The following is a 14,034-nucleotide window of genomic DNA, read 5'->3' as shown; positions in this document are numbered from 1 at the left end:
ATGGCACTACGCTTATTTGAAACGGAAATATCGTTAACCCCACACAATAAGCAGCAAAGCCTTTATCAACTTATTCTATCGGCTATTAGACTGGGAAAACTGGAAGCCAATGACAAACTGCCTTCTACCCGTCTACTAGCCGAACAACTCCACATAGCCCGCTCTACCGTTAAAACGGTTTACGAAATATTACAAGCCGAAGGGTATGTAGAAACGCGCAGAGGCTCAGGCACGTTTGTGGCTAACTTACCCGAACTGCCAAGCTATGAATTGCCAAGCTATGAACTGCCAACCAATGAACCGCCAGCGACAAGCGAGCCGCACGCCACTTCACCGTCTTCCAGCTTAAACGCACCTGCTGTTTCGGCTAGCGCTAACACATTAAACGATTCACTACGCCAACGGCTGCACAACGAGCAAACACATCATTTTTTACCGGCTCAACCGGCGATGGATCACTTTCCGCATAATGTTTGGCATAAAGTCAGTAAACAAGCCCTACGGGAAAGCTACCACTACGGCAACCCAGACCTCGCAGGTGATCCGTTACTACGGCATGAAACCGCGCTATTTCTCCGCCAACAGCGCGGTGTAAACTGCACTGCTGACAACCTCATTATTACCAGCGGATCACAGCAAGCCTTGTACTTGATGCTACGTATCCTGCTCAATGCGGGAGATACCGTGTTACTCGAAGGGGTAGGCTACCAAGGTGTAGATCTTATTCTGAATAGTCTTGGTGTAAATAATGAACTGATCAGCGAAAATTCAGCAGCATCCTACTTTACCTCCACCGAGGCCAATAGCAGCGTTGCAACGGCAGCCATCGTCACCCCTTCGCGTAGCTTCCCGCTGGGTGAAACCATGCCCTTATCAACTCGCAAAGCCCTACTCGATTGGGCTACACGCCATGAACGCTGGATCATTGAAGACGATTACGACAGCGAATTTACCTTTAGCGGCCACAGCATAGCGGCGTTGCAAGGCCTAGACAGCCAGCAACGCGTTATCTACACCGGCACCTTTAGCCGTACTATGTTTCCCGGTATCCGCTTAGGCTATCTAGTTGTTCCACCCAGCTTAACCGCACATGCACTTAGACTGCGATCCATTACCGACGGCGGCTTATCCACATCACTGCAGCGTTCGCTGGCCTACTTTATGAACCAAGGCCACTACAATCGCCATCTACGCCGCATGCGCAAGCTGTACCAAAGCCGCAAGGTGTTACTGAATGCACTCGTCGACAAGCACCTGCCCGAACTCACCTTGCAACCCAATAAAGGTGGAATGCATGATTGCTACTTTTTACCTGACGCACTGACTGACAAAAATGACGAAAACAACCCACTTGACCAATCGATAGAAGCGTACGCCAACCAAGCCAAACTAGGCATACGAGCACTCTCTCGATATTCGCGCTCACACCCAAAACGACAAGGCATCGTCATAGGCTTTGGCTCTACTGACGAAGCCGACATGGAAGCAGGGGTTATTAAACTCGCGGGGATTATTCGATCGTATTAAAGACGCGACCGAAGGATCTAAAGGGCCATCATAAAGATCACTTATTAGGCCCTTTAGTTGGTAATTACTATTTCAAACGGCAATTAGCAGTATTTCCGCCATGTTGCGGAGTAGGTATTTCGCAAGCGGAAGCTCTTTCAAGCTCTTTTGCTAAAGTAACCGAGGTGTTTGCGTACTGGCATACCACCCAAACCGACTCTTGAGCATACGAGAGATCATATAAGTCGATATCTTTCTCTTTCAGATATTCAGGCCTCAACCACTGTTCCTTATCAGGGCTACCTTCAGTAACACCTATCCCAAGGAAGTAATTCGCACCTTTTTTTGTAAAAGCACTGAATGACTCATCAGCAGACTCTACCACCTGAGCAGTAGAGATACTTTCGGGACACTCAATATGAGCAACACCATCATGTGCAAGGCTGTAACTACTAAAAAGTGGAACTGACAATAGGGCCAACATGACAAATTTATTCATGAATAATCACCGACAACGCATCGCCATTGTTACTAGGGTCAACAAATGATCCATCGGAATTTTTCCCTCTAAACAGCATTTTTCGCTTAGAAATAGATGGCTTTGAAGTCCATTGATCCATAACCCAAATGCCTTGTGAATCTTGGGAGATATAAAGAGCTGCATGATTCCCGTGACTACGATTAGGATAAACTCCATTTTCGAATGTCGCCACAGCCGTACCCGATACTATTTCCGAAGCATTACCTCTAACTTGAATACCCTCTCGCCACGTATCAGCCTTTCCAACTTTTGTGTACCACTGGACTAAACCAGCGCACTGCCCACCAAATACTTTTGGTTTGCCTTCCAAACTTTTTACTTTTGTATAAACAAAATGACCGTCGCTCATTACATACATTCCTTGTAGACTAGCGTTGATAGCAAATCAGCATTCTATTATTGGCCGCAGTAGCAAATCAAACTTATATCAAAAGTAAAAAACCAACAGCCCCCCAGCACTCCATATTTGAACTTTACTACCCTAGTAGACATAACATTTTTATTCATACACCCGCGCACTATCCTGTAAAAAAGTAAACCTACCTGCATAAATTACAGGAACCTTACCCCTGTTTTCCCACTGCGCAAACTCCGTACTACGCTAAAGCCCTGACATAGCGCCAATCATGTATTCTGGCATGCCTTATGCTCATTACTCACTAAGTAGTTAACGCGAACGCGCCATTGGTTTAACAAAACAACGTTAATCATAAAGCCTAGCGTTAACTCAATTTACGTTTATACAAGGAGCACACTATGTCGACTGATATGAGTAAAGCTATGTGGGAAGCGCTTGCCGATAGCCCTAATGTAATGCTGGGGCTAACGGGTACTAACGATCACTCAGAGCCCATGCGCGTACAGTTAGATAAAGATGCCAACAGCGAGTTCTGGTTTTACACCACCGCAACGAACCGAGTTGCCAAAGGCGGACCGGCAATGGTGCAATTTAGCAGTAAAGGTCATGATTTATTCGCCTGCATTAGCGGTACACTCGTCCCTGAAACGCGTCCAGAAATTATCGACAAATACTGGTCCAAGCCTGTCAGTGCTTGGTATGAGAAAGGTAAAGATGACCCATCGCTATTAATGATGCGCATGGAACTGAAAGATGCCGAAATCTGGACAGCCGACCCCAGCATCAAAGGGATGTTCAAGCTCTTTACCGGCAAACAAATTGATCCCGATGAGATGGGAGATCACGCACGCGTCAACGTTTAGATACAAGCGTGTTTTAAAAAGGGAGCTAGCTCCCTTTTTAACGGCTCCCTTCAAACACACCTATTTACTACTGCGTTTTAATCGTGCCCAGCACCGTGAGATCGGAGCCTTCACCAACACGCAACACCACAATTTCACCTGACAACGGATAAACACCTGTGAGCGCCGTGATATTAACCTGATGAGTTACCAACACTCTGGGTTTGTCAGTATTTTGCTGGATAATCCATTGCCTAAGCTCTTGGGTTTGCTTACCCTTTTGTGAAGCGTCTTGAAAGAAGGAATTTAACAAAGGTTGCGGCGTTACACCGCCTAAGGCCAACAAATTAGCCGTATCTAAGCACCGAAACCACTCACTCGAATAGACATCTGCCTCAGTAATACCCTGCTCACGAAACCTATCGCCAATACGCTTTGCTTGGTTAACCCCAGCATTCGACAAATTCCGCTGTGTATCGCGCTCACCAAGCGTGAAGTTTGATGGATCGCCAATGCCCGGCGCTATCGCATGGCGCATAATAGCCACATGATGAGTAGACGCTAACGCCTGCCATAATTGAGCCTCTGTTAACTCTGACGCAGAACCTACCGCGCTAATCCACGCCGTACACAACAAAATACACAACTGAGTTATTCGCTTTCTCATACAATAACCCTACCTAGCCCTACAGGCTTTGTTGCTAAAATGAATGACGAACACAGGGTCTGCACGTACAGCGTTTAAACGCTGCTTAAGTGGGCAGTATCCGTATCCAACCCAAAACATCGATGAGAACGTAACATGAGTACATTACTCAATGCCGATTTTGAACAACGTGTCGTCATTCGACCTAAGGATTATCAATGGGTTCCATCCCCCATGCCCGGCGTTGAACGCATGATGCTCGATCGAATAGGCGATGAAGTCGCGCGCGCCACGTCTATTGTGCGCTATGCGCCATACAGCCAGTTCTCATCTCATACGCACGACGGAGGCGAAGAGATTTTTGTACTTGAAGGTGTATTTGCCGATGAGCATCAACCCTACCCACAAGGCAGCTACCTTCGTAACCCAATAGGCACGTCCCACACGCCCAACATCGGAAAAGAAGGCGCAACAATTTTTGTTAAGTTACATCAGTTTAACGAACGCGATACTGAGCAAAAAGTGATTAATACCACCCAACAAATGTGGCACCCTGGGTTGGTTGACGGCCTAACCGTTATGCCATTGCACGAATATGAAGGCGAGCACGTAGCACTCGTGAAATGGGCCCCAAACACGCAATTCAAAGCCCACCAGCACTGGGGCGGCGAAGAAATACTCGTTATCGCTGGCACCTTCTACGACGAACACGGAAGCTACCCCGCAGGCACATGGCTACGAAGCCCCCACATGAGCCAACACACTCCATTCACAAAAGAAGACGGCGCATTGATCTATGTGAAAACGGGGCATTTGTAGTGAGCTTTTGGCAGTAAGTGGAGGGAAGCAGGACTTAATAAGGCCTATGCACGGCGCTATTTTTTGTGGAGAGCTTTTATAAAAAGTGTAGCAAAGCGAAATTCACAAATGGCGCAGCCAAAAAACTGCCCTGTAGACATGTTTGTTAGGCTATACATTTTGGCCAAACCGCCACAATACACCGCTAGGATCGTGAATAACAAAATCTAGCATACCCCACGGCTGCTTCGTAATATCTGAGACACTAATATGATATTTATCGGCCACACCCGACTCTTTGATTTGCTTATGCCAAGAATAAACATCTTCGACCAGCAAATGCATCATCAGGTTTTCAGCTAATGATTTGTCATAGAAATCTTGAAGTAGAAAGCTGCAGCCACCAGAGTGAAAGTAGGCAACTCCACCTTCATCAGAAGCTTTTGTGAAACCAATTTCCGAATAGAAATTCTTTGATGTTTCAAAATCCTTTGAAGGAATAAAAGTCTTCAGCTCTACAGTTTTCAGATTGCTCAAATTTTCCTCCTTGAGAGCCTAACGCCCAGCTCTGCGGCTGGAAAAAGTGGAGGCGAAGCCGGAGCTTTTGCAAGTCCGACAGCAGCTGCTTGTTATGTTCTTGGTCACACCTTGAGCTCCGCCAACCCGGGAGGAATAGACCCTCCCATAAAAAAGCCGTTTTCAGAAACTCCAATACCAACTCCAAATCCCGCAATCATTCCGCCACTAATTTTATTGGTGCCGACTCGAGTATATTCAGCTGATATTTCGCATTCTGGTAGAGATCCCGCCATGTCTCTAAAGAGTTTCCTGGCTGGCGAGTAAAAATAAGTTTGCTTGTCACCCCTATAAATGACAAAACCGTCTTCTTTTTCAGTGTACTCTACTTGATTCCAAGGCATATCTGAGACAATCTCTGGAAAAGCCGACTCTCCACCGATGTCAATAACGGATAATGCTCCTGACGAATGCGATAATATTGCTCTTGTCCCCCAGAGAAGGGGAATTTTGACACCGATAAAATTCTGTGAACCTAATCTGAAATCCATGATATCAATTACCTATAAGTTGCTGTAACTCAGCCTCTTGAAACTGAGCTTTTGAAGCTTTTAGCTGTTGTTCTAACATGGAAGCATGAGCCTCTTGCGGGTTCAACTTCCGATTATGAGTGATATCCTTTCCGTCGAGCTTAAGGTCAACAGTAACCGGCACCCCACCTCGGTATAAAATTCTGCAGAACATATTGCTCTCGTCTGTGAAAACCAAATTGAACTTCTTGATCATTACACCGTTTGACTCGTTCACAGAGCGGTAATCGACGATTCTATCAATTTCCTTTTCAACTATGTTTATCCCCGAGGTCGCAACTTCGTCTTTGAACAAAAGCAGTTCATCAATAAGTCTTTGTATATGATCGGGTCTTTGATCGAGCCACTGGCTGAGCTCCTCTTCCGTTTTTAAAACTATCAATCTTATGTCTTTACCTTCTTCGGTCAGCGCGCCGTTTTCAAAAATTCCATCGTCAGAGGCGACAACAAATGGTGGATCAGAGTCGTTCGACAGACCAACTATCTGGCACCACATCAGCCTGTCTCGAAACTCTTCTGCTTTCGGGTTGTTCTTTGGGAAGGGAGGCTCTCTAAAAGAAGTTCTTCTTTCCGCCTCAAAATAATCTTCATGAGACGGCTCCAGAAGATAAACATCGGGAAACCTCTGTTTTATTATTCCGAATGCGTCTATATCGGTTTTTTCTTCAGCTTTCGGACTGTTAATCGTGTAGCCGCTATTCAAAAGCAGGTCCTTCGCTCGCTGGATCTCAGACAGTTCTTTTTCGGCCTGTTCTCTTATACAAGCATTAAGTTCCATCTGCACAGTTCTCGGGATTAGAACTGAATCTCCGCGATCTAAAGCCATCTTGATTTGGCTCGCTAATCTCGGAGGCACTTCACCATTCCGGTACTCCTTTGTACCCAATCTGATAATGAAGTTTGTATCAAACATTAAGCGTGTAGCCATTAGGTGGTTCTCTATATCATCTCTGGACAAACATAACGCGGTGGTTTGGGGCCGGAACGAAGCACAACGCAGTGTAGGTCCTAGCCGCGATAGCGGCGAACAACACCACTTTGTTATGCATCTGCCCCGACACAGCCATGCTCTTTTAAAACCCGCTTCGTTGATGCAGGATTGTTTTTCAATGCTTCAGGCGGGCGTATAGGCCTTTGAACCAAATTACCCCTGCAATTGGGACATGTGTGACTTAAAATATTTTCAGCGCACGATTCGCAAAATGTGCACTCAAAAGTACAAATAACCGCTTCAGTAGAATCTGGAGGCAAGTCTTTGTCACAGCACTCACAATTCGGACGAAGTTCTAGCATTTTTTACTCTCCATTCGATGCATAACGCTTCAAGAAGGGGCGCCGGTTACGGCGTGCCTCTTGCTTGACTTGTTACATTCGACTCTCGGTGAAGGTATGAGTAACCCTGCGAACTGGCATAGTAAAATATTAAATTTGTTTTCTCTTCTAAACCTGCACAATTTCTAGTTCCGCACCCCAAAAACCTTAGAGTTTTATCTTCTTTGCTAATTTTTACTCTTACCATTTGAGTTGGCTTACTTTCTCCATGTAAATGTGCCTCAACAACTTGCGTTGCTTTTTCTTTACCCTCATGTTCGAAATATATGAGACTTGCTACATAAAGAACACCAAAATTGGCAAGTATTGCAACTGTGGTAAAGAGTGCTTTAGCTCTCAACTCGACAGGCGGTGAATTTCTCTTTCCGAACCAAAAGCGGCGAAATTTTACGATCTTCCTTTTTGTCCTTATTGATTTTCTTACCCAATCTATGTAGCTAGGTAATAATGCATGAGAGTAGAAATACAAAAGAAATGCCAACAAAATTAGAATCAACAAGGCAGGAGCAAAAGATATTAACAAGCCGCTATAGATAACTTGATGAAAGCTTCGTTCCATCATATCCGCATCTAAGTGAAGAACCCCAAGAAAGCCATTGTAGTACGCTGTGCTCCATGTATATAAAACTGCCGTAAATCCTGCAAGAAAGACAGCACTGTCCAAACTTAATCTATTAATGGCTCCTACTCCTTAGAATATAACGCCGCAATAATTTGCCGAAATGGAGGTGATTGTTTTGTGCTAACCAGCACAAAACAATCGCCGCAGTGGAGGTCAAATTGATTGCCTTGTTATACGATTTCAAGCGCTTCATTTTGAATGGTTAGCTCACACCCTTCTTCGGTGGGTAAAATATTAGCCTTGTCTGGTCAAAACATAACTAGTGCTCTAAAAGGCTTACAGTAGTAGTTAACAGCTGTACCTAAATACTCTTTGTACGCGTTGGGAATAATAGGCTTAAACATAACCTCAAAATCACCACCAATGACATTACCTAGCTTTTTGTTTGGCTCCATTGTGACACCGGACTTAATGTCTTCGACAATATCAGCAATAATCGCGTGCGCGGAATCCTTCTTGAGGCCAAATATTATAATTTCTGGATGCCCAAAGCTTTCCTCTAACCCTATTGTGTATGAAAAGTCTTGATGTTCTCCATTTGGATCAAAGACAAATAGGAAATGCCAACCATATTTTTTTATATTCCCCTGCATTTCTTCCTTGCTCATACTTTACTCGTATAACGCCGCGCTCTGCGGCAAATTTGGAGCGCAGCGGAAAATTTGTCCGACAGCAGCGCCTTGTTATGCCCTGACTGCATTCCAGTACTCTTCCTCTAGCCACTCACATAATTTTTCGACTTCAGAGATAACTGTGCTTAGTTTGGACTCATCAACGTACACGTTAGGTGATAACCACCAAGACAGCTCCCCATTGTCTTGTTCGATAACCCTTTGATCTGTTTCAGACACAAAGTATGGATTGGGGTATTTTTCTAAATCACTTTTTGAGTGGGTTGTCTGGAGCATAGTTAACACATCTGGATGCTGTCCTCTATTCCTCGCAAGTACTGCTTGCTCGATTAGTTCAAGGTTGGCAGGACACGCTGTTAGATCCAATCCCACTTCCTCTAGAATTTTACGATATGCGTGAAACCAGCCCTTCCTGTGCTTTCTTTTGTACTGGGAATCACCACGGCTCTCTAACCTATAACGTACCCAATCATTCAAAAATAGCTGTAAGGAAGATGCCACCATCGATAACGCAGTTAAACCAACAGACTCGAGGCCTGTTCTCGCATCTTGCCATTCTTGCAAATATTGAGGCTCTCCGGACTCATCATAAACTGGAACAAAAGGAGGTTCTTCCTTTTCAATAGCCGAAATTAATTCGACAAATGGCTTGGAGGCATTCTCGAAAAAGTAAGTCGCGAACTTTAAGCGTTCTTTAATAAAAAATGCGAGATCCAATAACCTCTCCTAATGGCATAACGCCTCAAACACCGGCGCAGCTTTGCAGCGTCCGAGTGCTTTGACTTGTTATAAAACGACTGCACCCTTAGTCTGGAAACAGTCCGAAAATTTACCAAATGATTTGTAAACCTCTTTGGTTAGGTGAGGTTGACCAGTAAGAATTGATCCAAAAATAGCAACTAATCCATTTACACCGTTTGATGCTTTAAGAGCCTGTTCTAGTATTTGAATGGGATAACCTTTGCTATGACGATCAATCGCGTGGAGGCCACCATGCACATAAGAACTCAATGGTTTCCAAGAATACTCTTTAAACTCTAGGATTGGATCAATAGCATTTTTTGGAGCTTTCTTTTCAAGCTGAGCAATCATTTCACTCAGCATAGGGAGGTTGTTAGCTCTTTTTTGGCTATCTTCGTTTAGTTCTGCTGTCAGCTTGCTCAATGCAGTTTCTGAAGCTGCATAGAGAACCCACATACCGCGTACCAAGCACTCAAACTGAAGGCGAAGCAAACCTATAGCTGAAGTAAAATTCCTTGAAGCCAGTAGAATCTTAAAACTCTCTGCATGTTCCAGAGAAACACTACACATTATTTTACTTACTCTGATTCTGTCAGAACTATCGTAAAGGGGGTGCCTTAGGATACTCATGACATAGTCTTCAAACTCTGAAGATCTTACAAGCAACTTGTCTATGATGATTTTCCTTAAGTTTTATAACGCCTTGCTTAGAGGCAGCCGAAACGCAGTGTAGGCTGTCCTGTGGAGGCGCGTATTTTGCGCCGTAACGTACTACAGCAACTTGTTAAGTGTGTGGTACTTACGCTGTTTGTATTGCCCATAAATATGCCAGTCCTAGCGAAATAATACTAACCAAAGAAACCTTTATTAGTTGCTTCCTATGCTTGGCCGCAACGTAAGCAATTAACCCCAGGTTGCCAACTACGAGATACGGTATGACCAAGCCAAAATAATAGGGCATTGGGAAAAGGCCCATTAACACTGCTGTAAATGAAAGAATTACAGCTAGTGCTAGTACCAAGGTAAAAAGCCATATTTTTTCGATAGTTTTGCTCATTCTCGATTAGACACTTAACGCCCACATTAAGCGGACTAAAATTGTTGGCTATAATTTTGTGAGGAACGAACAATAGCCAACTGTTTTAGTTCCGTTTAAATTGCTTGTTATGTGTTTGAGCACGCTTTACTCAAATTGTTTTAATCTAGTATCCCACCAATCTAGGGCAGAATTCAAAATTGATATGGGTGATTCCCCTTCGCAATATCCGTTAGCTTTAACAAAACTTTCAATAGTATTTGTAGCTTGCAAAGTATAACCATCACTTGATACGAGCATAAAACCGTCAGAGGTTATTAAGGTAACAGACTCTTGTGTTTCAGTAACCCCAACGCAAATATCGTATTCTTTAAGTATGTTATTTCTTTCTTTTTCAATGAATTCCTTAAAGATTGACTCACTGGATTTCCAAACTTTAAATTGAATTGATAATTTTTCCTGCAAAGTGAAATCGAAATTCTGAGCGTCTACTTTATGTAATACATGGCCTATTGTGCGAAGTAATGTAATGCATGAAAACCATAATACTTTAGCTTGCTGATAGTCTTTAGCCTCTACGGCTTTTACAAAATAACCTTTTGCTAAAACACAATCATTAAATACTTCTCTAGATTTCATGGTCACTCCAGATATAGACACATAACAGTTTTATTCATGCGCATGCGCGTTTACACCCCAAAGCCCAAGCTCCGGAATAACTATTAACCTTTTGATATTCATTAGTTTATTGAAGATATTCAAAGAATACGGCTCCCTGTAAACACGCATGCGCATTATCATTCTTGATTGTGCGCGTTATCTTCCCTGTTGTTAACTGTAGCGCATTGATTATGGATGCTTTTCTCGTTTTGTCCAGTTACAAAATGAGCACACTTATGTGTGTAAACGCGCACGTTTTCGCAGAAACACAAAATACACTGTATAAACTGTCATGTTTTAACGAGGGTTATCCACAGGGCGATCGAGGCCCATTAGTTACGCCTTCTCCTACGGAAATAATTTCGCCTAGCCAATCCAGTCTATGCCCAGCGCTAGGATCACTAGCCGACCCAACACCTTCGCATCTCCAAAGCGTTACAAGTCTGCCCTAAGCATTCCCTTAGTGATACTCTAAGTCATTGAATATAGACAAATCATTCATTTTATAAAAACTATGAAAATTTTAGTTATTATTCTGCTTTCTTTTTTATTTAGCTCTTCATTTGCTAATGGCCTCAACAACTGGAAGCCTGAAAGAGAGAACATTTCCCAGCTCATCGATGCGGGTAATAAAGGTGAGGCTTGGTGCACTGCTTGGCCTTATCTACAAACCAATGACCCTGATGCTCTTTTAGATACATCGCTAGCGGTTATGTATGGATTTATTTATCCGCCAAATTTTTCTCAAGATACACTCAATCACCTAAGATTAACGCTTACCTTATCAATGCAAAGCCTATCAAAAGGTGAAGGGTTAGCAGCCAATCCTGATGACAAAGTAACACTACTAGAATTTGTCGTTAGTCTATTGGGAAGCAATATATTTCGGGCTGACGCTGCGCAAACATTAGCCTGCTTAGATAATGAGAAAGCCGTTTACAAGCATTGTATAGCTGAGGCAGAAAAAGCTCAGTTAATCCCGACATGGGAATCTTTTAAGGGCGAGTTCAATGAATACTGCCCTTAAATTACTAGAGAATGTTATAGCTTAGGCTAGTCAACCTCTCGCCTTTCAAATCACGAGATTGCCGTATTAGATACAATAAAGTCTCATCCTACGGTGTCTCGACTTCAATTTTCATGTGCTCTCCAGCCTAACTCCGTTGTAACCGGAGCGTGGCAAACTGCATCCGGTTGACAGCCTTTTTATGTGATCGTATAGTTATGTACAATTTTACGTACAGGAAAACCATTATGGACGCCATAAGCTACACTGCAGCACGAGCGAACCTTGCCAAAACCATGGAAAGGGTCTGTAACGACCACTCTCCTGTGATTATTACCAGAAAGAGCGAAACACCGGTGGTAATGGTCTCCCTCGAAGACTACCAGGCTATGCAAGAGACCGCCTACCTTCTCCGCTCCCCAGCAAATGCTAGACATCTGCTTGAATCCATTGCTGAGCTCGAAGCCGGAAAAGGTACCGAGAGAGACTTAATGGAATGAAACTAACATTCTCCTCTAGGGCATGGGAAGAGTACTTATATTGGCAGAAAACAGACAAGGCTATGGTGAAACGGATCAATACCTTAATCAAAGATTCCTCTCGTGACCCCTTTGAAGGCATAGGTAAGCCCGAGCCGCTAAAGCATGGTCTTTCTGGTTATTGGTCTCGTCGTATAAATGATGAGCACCGATTCGTATATAAAGTTTCCGATGGCGGCCTTTTAATCGCTCAGTTGCGCTACCACTACGAATACTGATCTACATAACAGTTTTATTTATACTCATGCGCATTATCATTCTCTGTCATGCGCGTTATCTTCCCTGTTGATAACTTTAGTATCTTGATTATGGATGCTTTTATCAAAGCACAAAATAAACTGTCATGTTTTAACGAAGGTTATCCACAGGCGATCGAGGCTTTTTAGTTACGATAAACCAATTGGCCGCTTATTGGCCTTTAGTGCCTGATGATAATAAAAACTTACGTAAATCCCTTTCTTGTCTAAGTACATGCAATATATACACAGAGCTTTGATCTACTTTGTAGAAAACACGGCAAGGATTAACAATAACCTGCCGGTAAGGTAAGGTCGGAATCTCTTCAGGCACACTGCCTGAATTAGGAAACTGTTCGAGTCTTTGAACTGCACTAAACAGGTTTGCGACAAGCTGCTTTGCCGCCTGCGGGTTACTAACAGCAATATATTCAGCAATGTCATTTACGTTGTCTAAAGCGGGCTCAGTCCAGATTATTTGAGCCATTTACTCATCTTCTCTTTAGCCTGTTCCATATCCACAGTACGACCATCGCGAACAGCCTGCTCCCCTTTCGCAATCCCTTCTAGAATTTTCATACGCTCAACCATTAACTCATAGTCAGCAACATCCAAAAGGTAAGCCGATGGCTGCCCGTGCTCTGTAATCAGAATGGGCTCTTTAGTCTCATGTAAGTCAGCCAGTAACTTGGTTGCTTGCCTCTTTAGTGTTGTAACGACTTCCGTTCTCATGGTGACACCTTCTCACGTTAAAAGTATCACTATAGTATCACTTCATGTTTTTAAAGACGAATGGTCTGCCGGTGCCTCACTGGAGTGAAACTAACATTCTCCCCTAAGGCATGGCCCTTCAGGTTATTGGTCTCGTCTTATAAATGATGAGCACCGATTCGTATGTAAAGTTTCTGATGAAGGCTTTTTATCGCTCAGTTGTACTATGAATACTGATGAATCTTTGGGGCAGCCAAAACGCAGTGCAGGCTAGCCGGTGGAGTTTTGCGCCCAGAGCGGATTTGAGAGCAACTTGTTAGGCGCTGCGTGGTGCGAACATGATAATTGCCATGCCTATAAGCGCTATCCCAGACCCCACAATATCCCAAGTAGTTGGACGAATGCCATCGACGGCCCATAACCACAAAATAGCCATGAAAATATAAACGCCACCATAGGCGGCATAAACTCTGCCTGCAGCTGTTGGATGTAACGACAGCAACCAAGCAAATGCAGCAAGGCTAATAGCGGCAGGAATCAGTAACCAAAATGATTTCCCTTCACGTAACCAAAGGTATGGCAGGTAACAGCCAATAATCTCCGCCAAGGCAGTAAGAATAAAAAGGCCTAAAGTTTTTATTTCGGGCAAAAGACGATTTCTCTTGTTGGTTTCATATAATGCCGCAATAACTGGCGTGCGTAGCACGTCCACGTTGATTGCT

Annotated in this window: 22 protein-coding genes; 7 read left to right on the top strand and 15 right to left on the bottom strand. The window is 43.7% G+C overall.

Translation table 11 applies throughout. From position 1 onward, the window contains the following. Window positions 1–1,527, top strand: a complete 1,527-nt coding sequence (locus OW491_RS00225) for a PLP-dependent aminotransferase family protein (RefSeq protein WP_290034319.1) — start codon at window positions 1–3, stop codon at window positions 1,525–1,527. Between the two features lie 67 nt (window positions 1,528–1,594). Here the strand turns inward: OW491_RS00225 and OW491_RS00220 are convergent, their stop codons facing one another. Both OW491_RS00220 and OW491_RS00215 read right to left on the bottom strand, forming a co-directional pair. Continuing rightward, the gene (locus OW491_RS00220) at window positions 1,595–2,005 is read right to left on the bottom strand and encodes an STY0301 family protein (protein WP_075179739.1); all 411 of its coding nucleotides are present in this window, start codon (window positions 2,003–2,005) and stop codon (window positions 1,595–1,597) included. Further along, window positions 1,998–2,396, bottom strand: coding sequence for a BPSL0067 family protein (locus tag OW491_RS00215; RefSeq protein ID WP_075173633.1), 399 nt, complete (start codon window positions 2,394–2,396; stop codon window positions 1,998–2,000). The genes OW491_RS00220 and OW491_RS00215 overlap by 8 nt, the downstream gene beginning before the upstream one ends. Window positions 2,397–2,803: 407 nt before the next feature. Here OW491_RS00215 and OW491_RS00210 point away from each other — a divergent pair, with 407 nt between their 5' ends. Beyond that, complete coding sequence (locus OW491_RS00210; RefSeq protein ID WP_290034318.1) at window positions 2,804–3,268, top strand: pyridoxamine 5'-phosphate oxidase family protein; 465 nt, start codon at window positions 2,804–2,806, stop codon at window positions 3,266–3,268. A gap of 67 nt (window positions 3,269–3,335) precedes the next feature. Here OW491_RS00210 and OW491_RS00205 read toward each other — a convergent pair whose 3' ends face one another. Further along, window positions 3,336–3,914, bottom strand: a complete 579-nt coding sequence (locus OW491_RS00205; RefSeq protein WP_290034317.1) for a histidine phosphatase family protein — start codon at window positions 3,912–3,914, stop codon at window positions 3,336–3,338. 135 nt (window positions 3,915–4,049) lie between these two features. On the opposite strand from OW491_RS00205, the gene OW491_RS00200 reads away from it, so the two are divergent. After that, complete coding sequence (locus tag OW491_RS00200; RefSeq protein WP_290034316.1) at window positions 4,050–4,712, top strand: cupin domain-containing protein; 663 nt, start codon at window positions 4,050–4,052, stop codon at window positions 4,710–4,712. A 150-nt stretch (window positions 4,713–4,862) separates the two neighbouring features. Here the strand turns inward: OW491_RS00200 and OW491_RS00195 are convergent, their stop codons facing one another. The 9 genes from OW491_RS00195 to OW491_RS00155 all read right to left on the bottom strand — a co-directional run bounded on the left by OW491_RS00195 (window position 4,863) and on the right by OW491_RS00155 (window position 10,799). Further along, complete coding sequence (locus OW491_RS00195; RefSeq protein ID WP_290034315.1) at window positions 4,863–5,228, bottom strand: VOC family protein; 366 nt, start codon at window positions 5,226–5,228, stop codon at window positions 4,863–4,865. Between the two features lie 104 nt (window positions 5,229–5,332). After that, window positions 5,333–5,758, bottom strand: coding sequence for a hypothetical protein (locus OW491_RS00190; protein WP_290034314.1), 426 nt, complete (start codon window positions 5,756–5,758; stop codon window positions 5,333–5,335). Window positions 5,759–5,762: 4 nt separating this feature from the next. After that, entirely contained in the window at window positions 5,763–6,725 is a 963-nt protein-coding gene (locus OW491_RS00185) for a PIN domain-containing protein (RefSeq protein ID WP_290034313.1), read from the bottom strand. Window positions 6,726–6,838: 113 nt separating this feature from the next. Further along, window positions 6,839–7,090, bottom strand: a complete 252-nt coding sequence (locus tag OW491_RS00180) for a DUF1272 domain-containing protein (RefSeq protein WP_290034312.1) — start codon at window positions 7,088–7,090, stop codon at window positions 6,839–6,841. A 46-nt stretch (window positions 7,091–7,136) separates the two neighbouring features. Continuing rightward, complete coding sequence (locus OW491_RS00175) at window positions 7,137–7,793, bottom strand: hypothetical protein (protein WP_290034311.1); 657 nt, start codon at window positions 7,791–7,793, stop codon at window positions 7,137–7,139. Between the two features lie 206 nt (window positions 7,794–7,999). Further along, a complete protein-coding gene (locus OW491_RS00170) occupies window positions 8,000–8,359 on the bottom strand; it encodes a DUF4262 domain-containing protein (RefSeq protein WP_290034309.1) in 360 nt (119 codons plus the stop codon). A gap of 75 nt (window positions 8,360–8,434) precedes the next feature. Further along, window positions 8,435–9,100, bottom strand: a complete 666-nt coding sequence (locus tag OW491_RS00165; RefSeq protein WP_290034308.1) for a hypothetical protein — start codon at window positions 9,098–9,100, stop codon at window positions 8,435–8,437. Between the two features lie 69 nt (window positions 9,101–9,169). Further along, window positions 9,170–9,694, bottom strand: coding sequence for a hypothetical protein (locus tag OW491_RS00160; RefSeq protein ID WP_290034307.1), 525 nt, complete (start codon window positions 9,692–9,694; stop codon window positions 9,170–9,172). Between the two features lie 613 nt (window positions 9,695–10,307). Then, window positions 10,308–10,799, bottom strand: a complete 492-nt coding sequence (locus OW491_RS00155; protein WP_290034306.1) for a hypothetical protein — start codon at window positions 10,797–10,799, stop codon at window positions 10,308–10,310. A 535-nt stretch (window positions 10,800–11,334) separates the two neighbouring features. Here OW491_RS00155 and OW491_RS00150 point away from each other — a divergent pair. The 3 genes from OW491_RS00150 to OW491_RS00140 all read left to right on the top strand — a co-directional run bounded on the left by OW491_RS00150 (window position 11,335) and on the right by OW491_RS00140 (window position 12,583). Beyond that, the gene (locus tag OW491_RS00150; protein WP_290034305.1) at window positions 11,335–11,847 is read left to right on the top strand and encodes a hypothetical protein; all 513 of its coding nucleotides are present in this window, start codon (window positions 11,335–11,337) and stop codon (window positions 11,845–11,847) included. A 227-nt stretch (window positions 11,848–12,074) separates the two neighbouring features. Beyond that, a complete protein-coding gene (locus OW491_RS00145) occupies window positions 12,075–12,326 on the top strand; it encodes a type II toxin-antitoxin system prevent-host-death family antitoxin (protein WP_075173622.1) in 252 nt (83 codons plus the stop codon). Beyond that, window positions 12,323–12,583 (top strand): Txe/YoeB family addiction module toxin, encoded by a 261-nt coding sequence (locus OW491_RS00140; RefSeq protein WP_075173621.1) that lies wholly within the window; start codon window positions 12,323–12,325, stop codon window positions 12,581–12,583. Before OW491_RS00145 ends, OW491_RS00140 begins: the two co-directional genes overlap by 4 nt. Window positions 12,584–12,773: 190 nt before the next feature. On the opposite strand, the gene OW491_RS00135 is transcribed toward OW491_RS00140, so the two are convergent. Both OW491_RS00135 and OW491_RS00130 read right to left on the bottom strand, forming a co-directional pair. Beyond that, window positions 12,774–13,088 carry a type II toxin-antitoxin system RelE/ParE family toxin gene (locus OW491_RS00135; protein ID WP_290034304.1) on the bottom strand — a complete coding sequence of 105 codons (315 nt, stop codon included), beginning with the start codon at window positions 13,086–13,088 and terminating at the stop codon, window positions 12,774–12,776. Continuing rightward, window positions 13,076–13,333 (bottom strand): type II toxin-antitoxin system Phd/YefM family antitoxin, encoded by a 258-nt coding sequence (locus tag OW491_RS00130; RefSeq protein WP_075179730.1) that lies wholly within the window; start codon window positions 13,331–13,333, stop codon window positions 13,076–13,078. Before OW491_RS00130 ends, OW491_RS00135 begins: the two co-directional genes overlap by 13 nt. A gap of 139 nt (window positions 13,334–13,472) precedes the next feature. Between OW491_RS00130 and OW491_RS00125 the strand changes: the two genes are divergently transcribed. Beyond that, window positions 13,473–13,586: a hypothetical protein gene (locus tag OW491_RS00125; protein WP_290034457.1), complete on the top strand. Its 114-nt coding sequence runs from the start codon at window positions 13,473–13,475 to the stop codon at window positions 13,584–13,586. Between the two features lie 42 nt (window positions 13,587–13,628). On the opposite strand, the gene OW491_RS00120 is transcribed toward OW491_RS00125, so the two are convergent. Beyond that, a complete protein-coding gene (locus OW491_RS00120) occupies window positions 13,629–13,961 on the bottom strand; it encodes a YnfA family protein (RefSeq protein WP_290034456.1) in 333 nt (110 codons plus the stop codon). Window positions 13,962–14,034: the final 73 nt, after the last annotated feature.

It is taken from the genome of Neptunomonas sp. CHC150 (genome assembly GCF_030397555.1).
Taxonomy (GTDB): Bacteria; Pseudomonadota; Gammaproteobacteria; order Pseudomonadales; family Balneatricaceae; genus Neptunomonas; species Neptunomonas phycophila.
The sequence above is the reverse complement of the archived record's forward strand: the minus strand, read 5'-3'. Positions and strand labels throughout refer to the sequence as shown.

Excerpts from the sequence above, each read along its gene's own strand:
- OW491_RS00225 (WP_290034319.1), top strand. The coding sequence starts at position 1 with ATGGCACTACGCTTATTTGAAACGGAAATATCGTTAACCCCACACAAT.
- OW491_RS00145 (WP_075173622.1), top strand. The coding sequence starts at position 12,075 with ATGGACGCCATAAGCTACACTGCAGCACGAGCGAACCTTGCCAAAACC.
- OW491_RS00205 (WP_290034317.1), bottom strand. The coding sequence starts at position 3,914 with ATGAGAAAGCGAATAACTCAGTTGTGTATTTTGTTGTGTACGGCGTGG.
- OW491_RS00155 (WP_290034306.1), bottom strand. The coding sequence starts at position 10,799 with ATGAAATCTAGAGAAGTATTTAATGATTGTGTTTTAGCAAAAGGTTAT.
- OW491_RS00170 (WP_290034309.1), bottom strand. The coding sequence starts at position 8,359 with ATGAGCAAGGAAGAAATGCAGGGGAATATAAAAAAATATGGTTGGCAT.
- OW491_RS00190 (WP_290034314.1), bottom strand. The coding sequence starts at position 5,758 with ATGGATTTCAGATTAGGTTCACAGAATTTTATCGGTGTCAAAATTCCC.
- OW491_RS00215 (WP_075173633.1), bottom strand. The coding sequence starts at position 2,396 with ATGAGCGACGGTCATTTTGTTTATACAAAAGTAAAAAGTTTGGAAGGC.
- OW491_RS00150 (WP_290034305.1), top strand. The coding sequence starts at position 11,335 with ATGAAAATTTTAGTTATTATTCTGCTTTCTTTTTTATTTAGCTCTTCA.
- OW491_RS00210 (WP_290034318.1), top strand. The coding sequence starts at position 2,804 with ATGTCGACTGATATGAGTAAAGCTATGTGGGAAGCGCTTGCCGATAGC.
- OW491_RS00160 (WP_290034307.1), bottom strand. The coding sequence starts at position 9,694 with ATGTGTAGTGTTTCTCTGGAACATGCAGAGAGTTTTAAGATTCTACTG.
- OW491_RS00135 (WP_290034304.1), bottom strand. The coding sequence starts at position 13,088 with ATGGCTCAAATAATCTGGACTGAGCCCGCTTTAGACAACGTAAATGAC.
- OW491_RS00185 (WP_290034313.1), bottom strand. The coding sequence starts at position 6,725 with ATGGCTACACGCTTAATGTTTGATACAAACTTCATTATCAGATTGGGT.
- OW491_RS00200 (WP_290034316.1), top strand. The coding sequence starts at position 4,050 with ATGAGTACATTACTCAATGCCGATTTTGAACAACGTGTCGTCATTCGA.
- OW491_RS00140 (WP_075173621.1), top strand. The coding sequence starts at position 12,323 with ATGAAACTAACATTCTCCTCTAGGGCATGGGAAGAGTACTTATATTGG.
- OW491_RS00180 (WP_290034312.1), bottom strand. The coding sequence starts at position 7,090 with ATGCTAGAACTTCGTCCGAATTGTGAGTGCTGTGACAAAGACTTGCCT.
- OW491_RS00130 (WP_075179730.1), bottom strand. The coding sequence starts at position 13,333 with ATGAGAACGGAAGTCGTTACAACACTAAAGAGGCAAGCAACCAAGTTA.
- OW491_RS00220 (WP_075179739.1), bottom strand. The coding sequence starts at position 2,005 with ATGAATAAATTTGTCATGTTGGCCCTATTGTCAGTTCCACTTTTTAGT.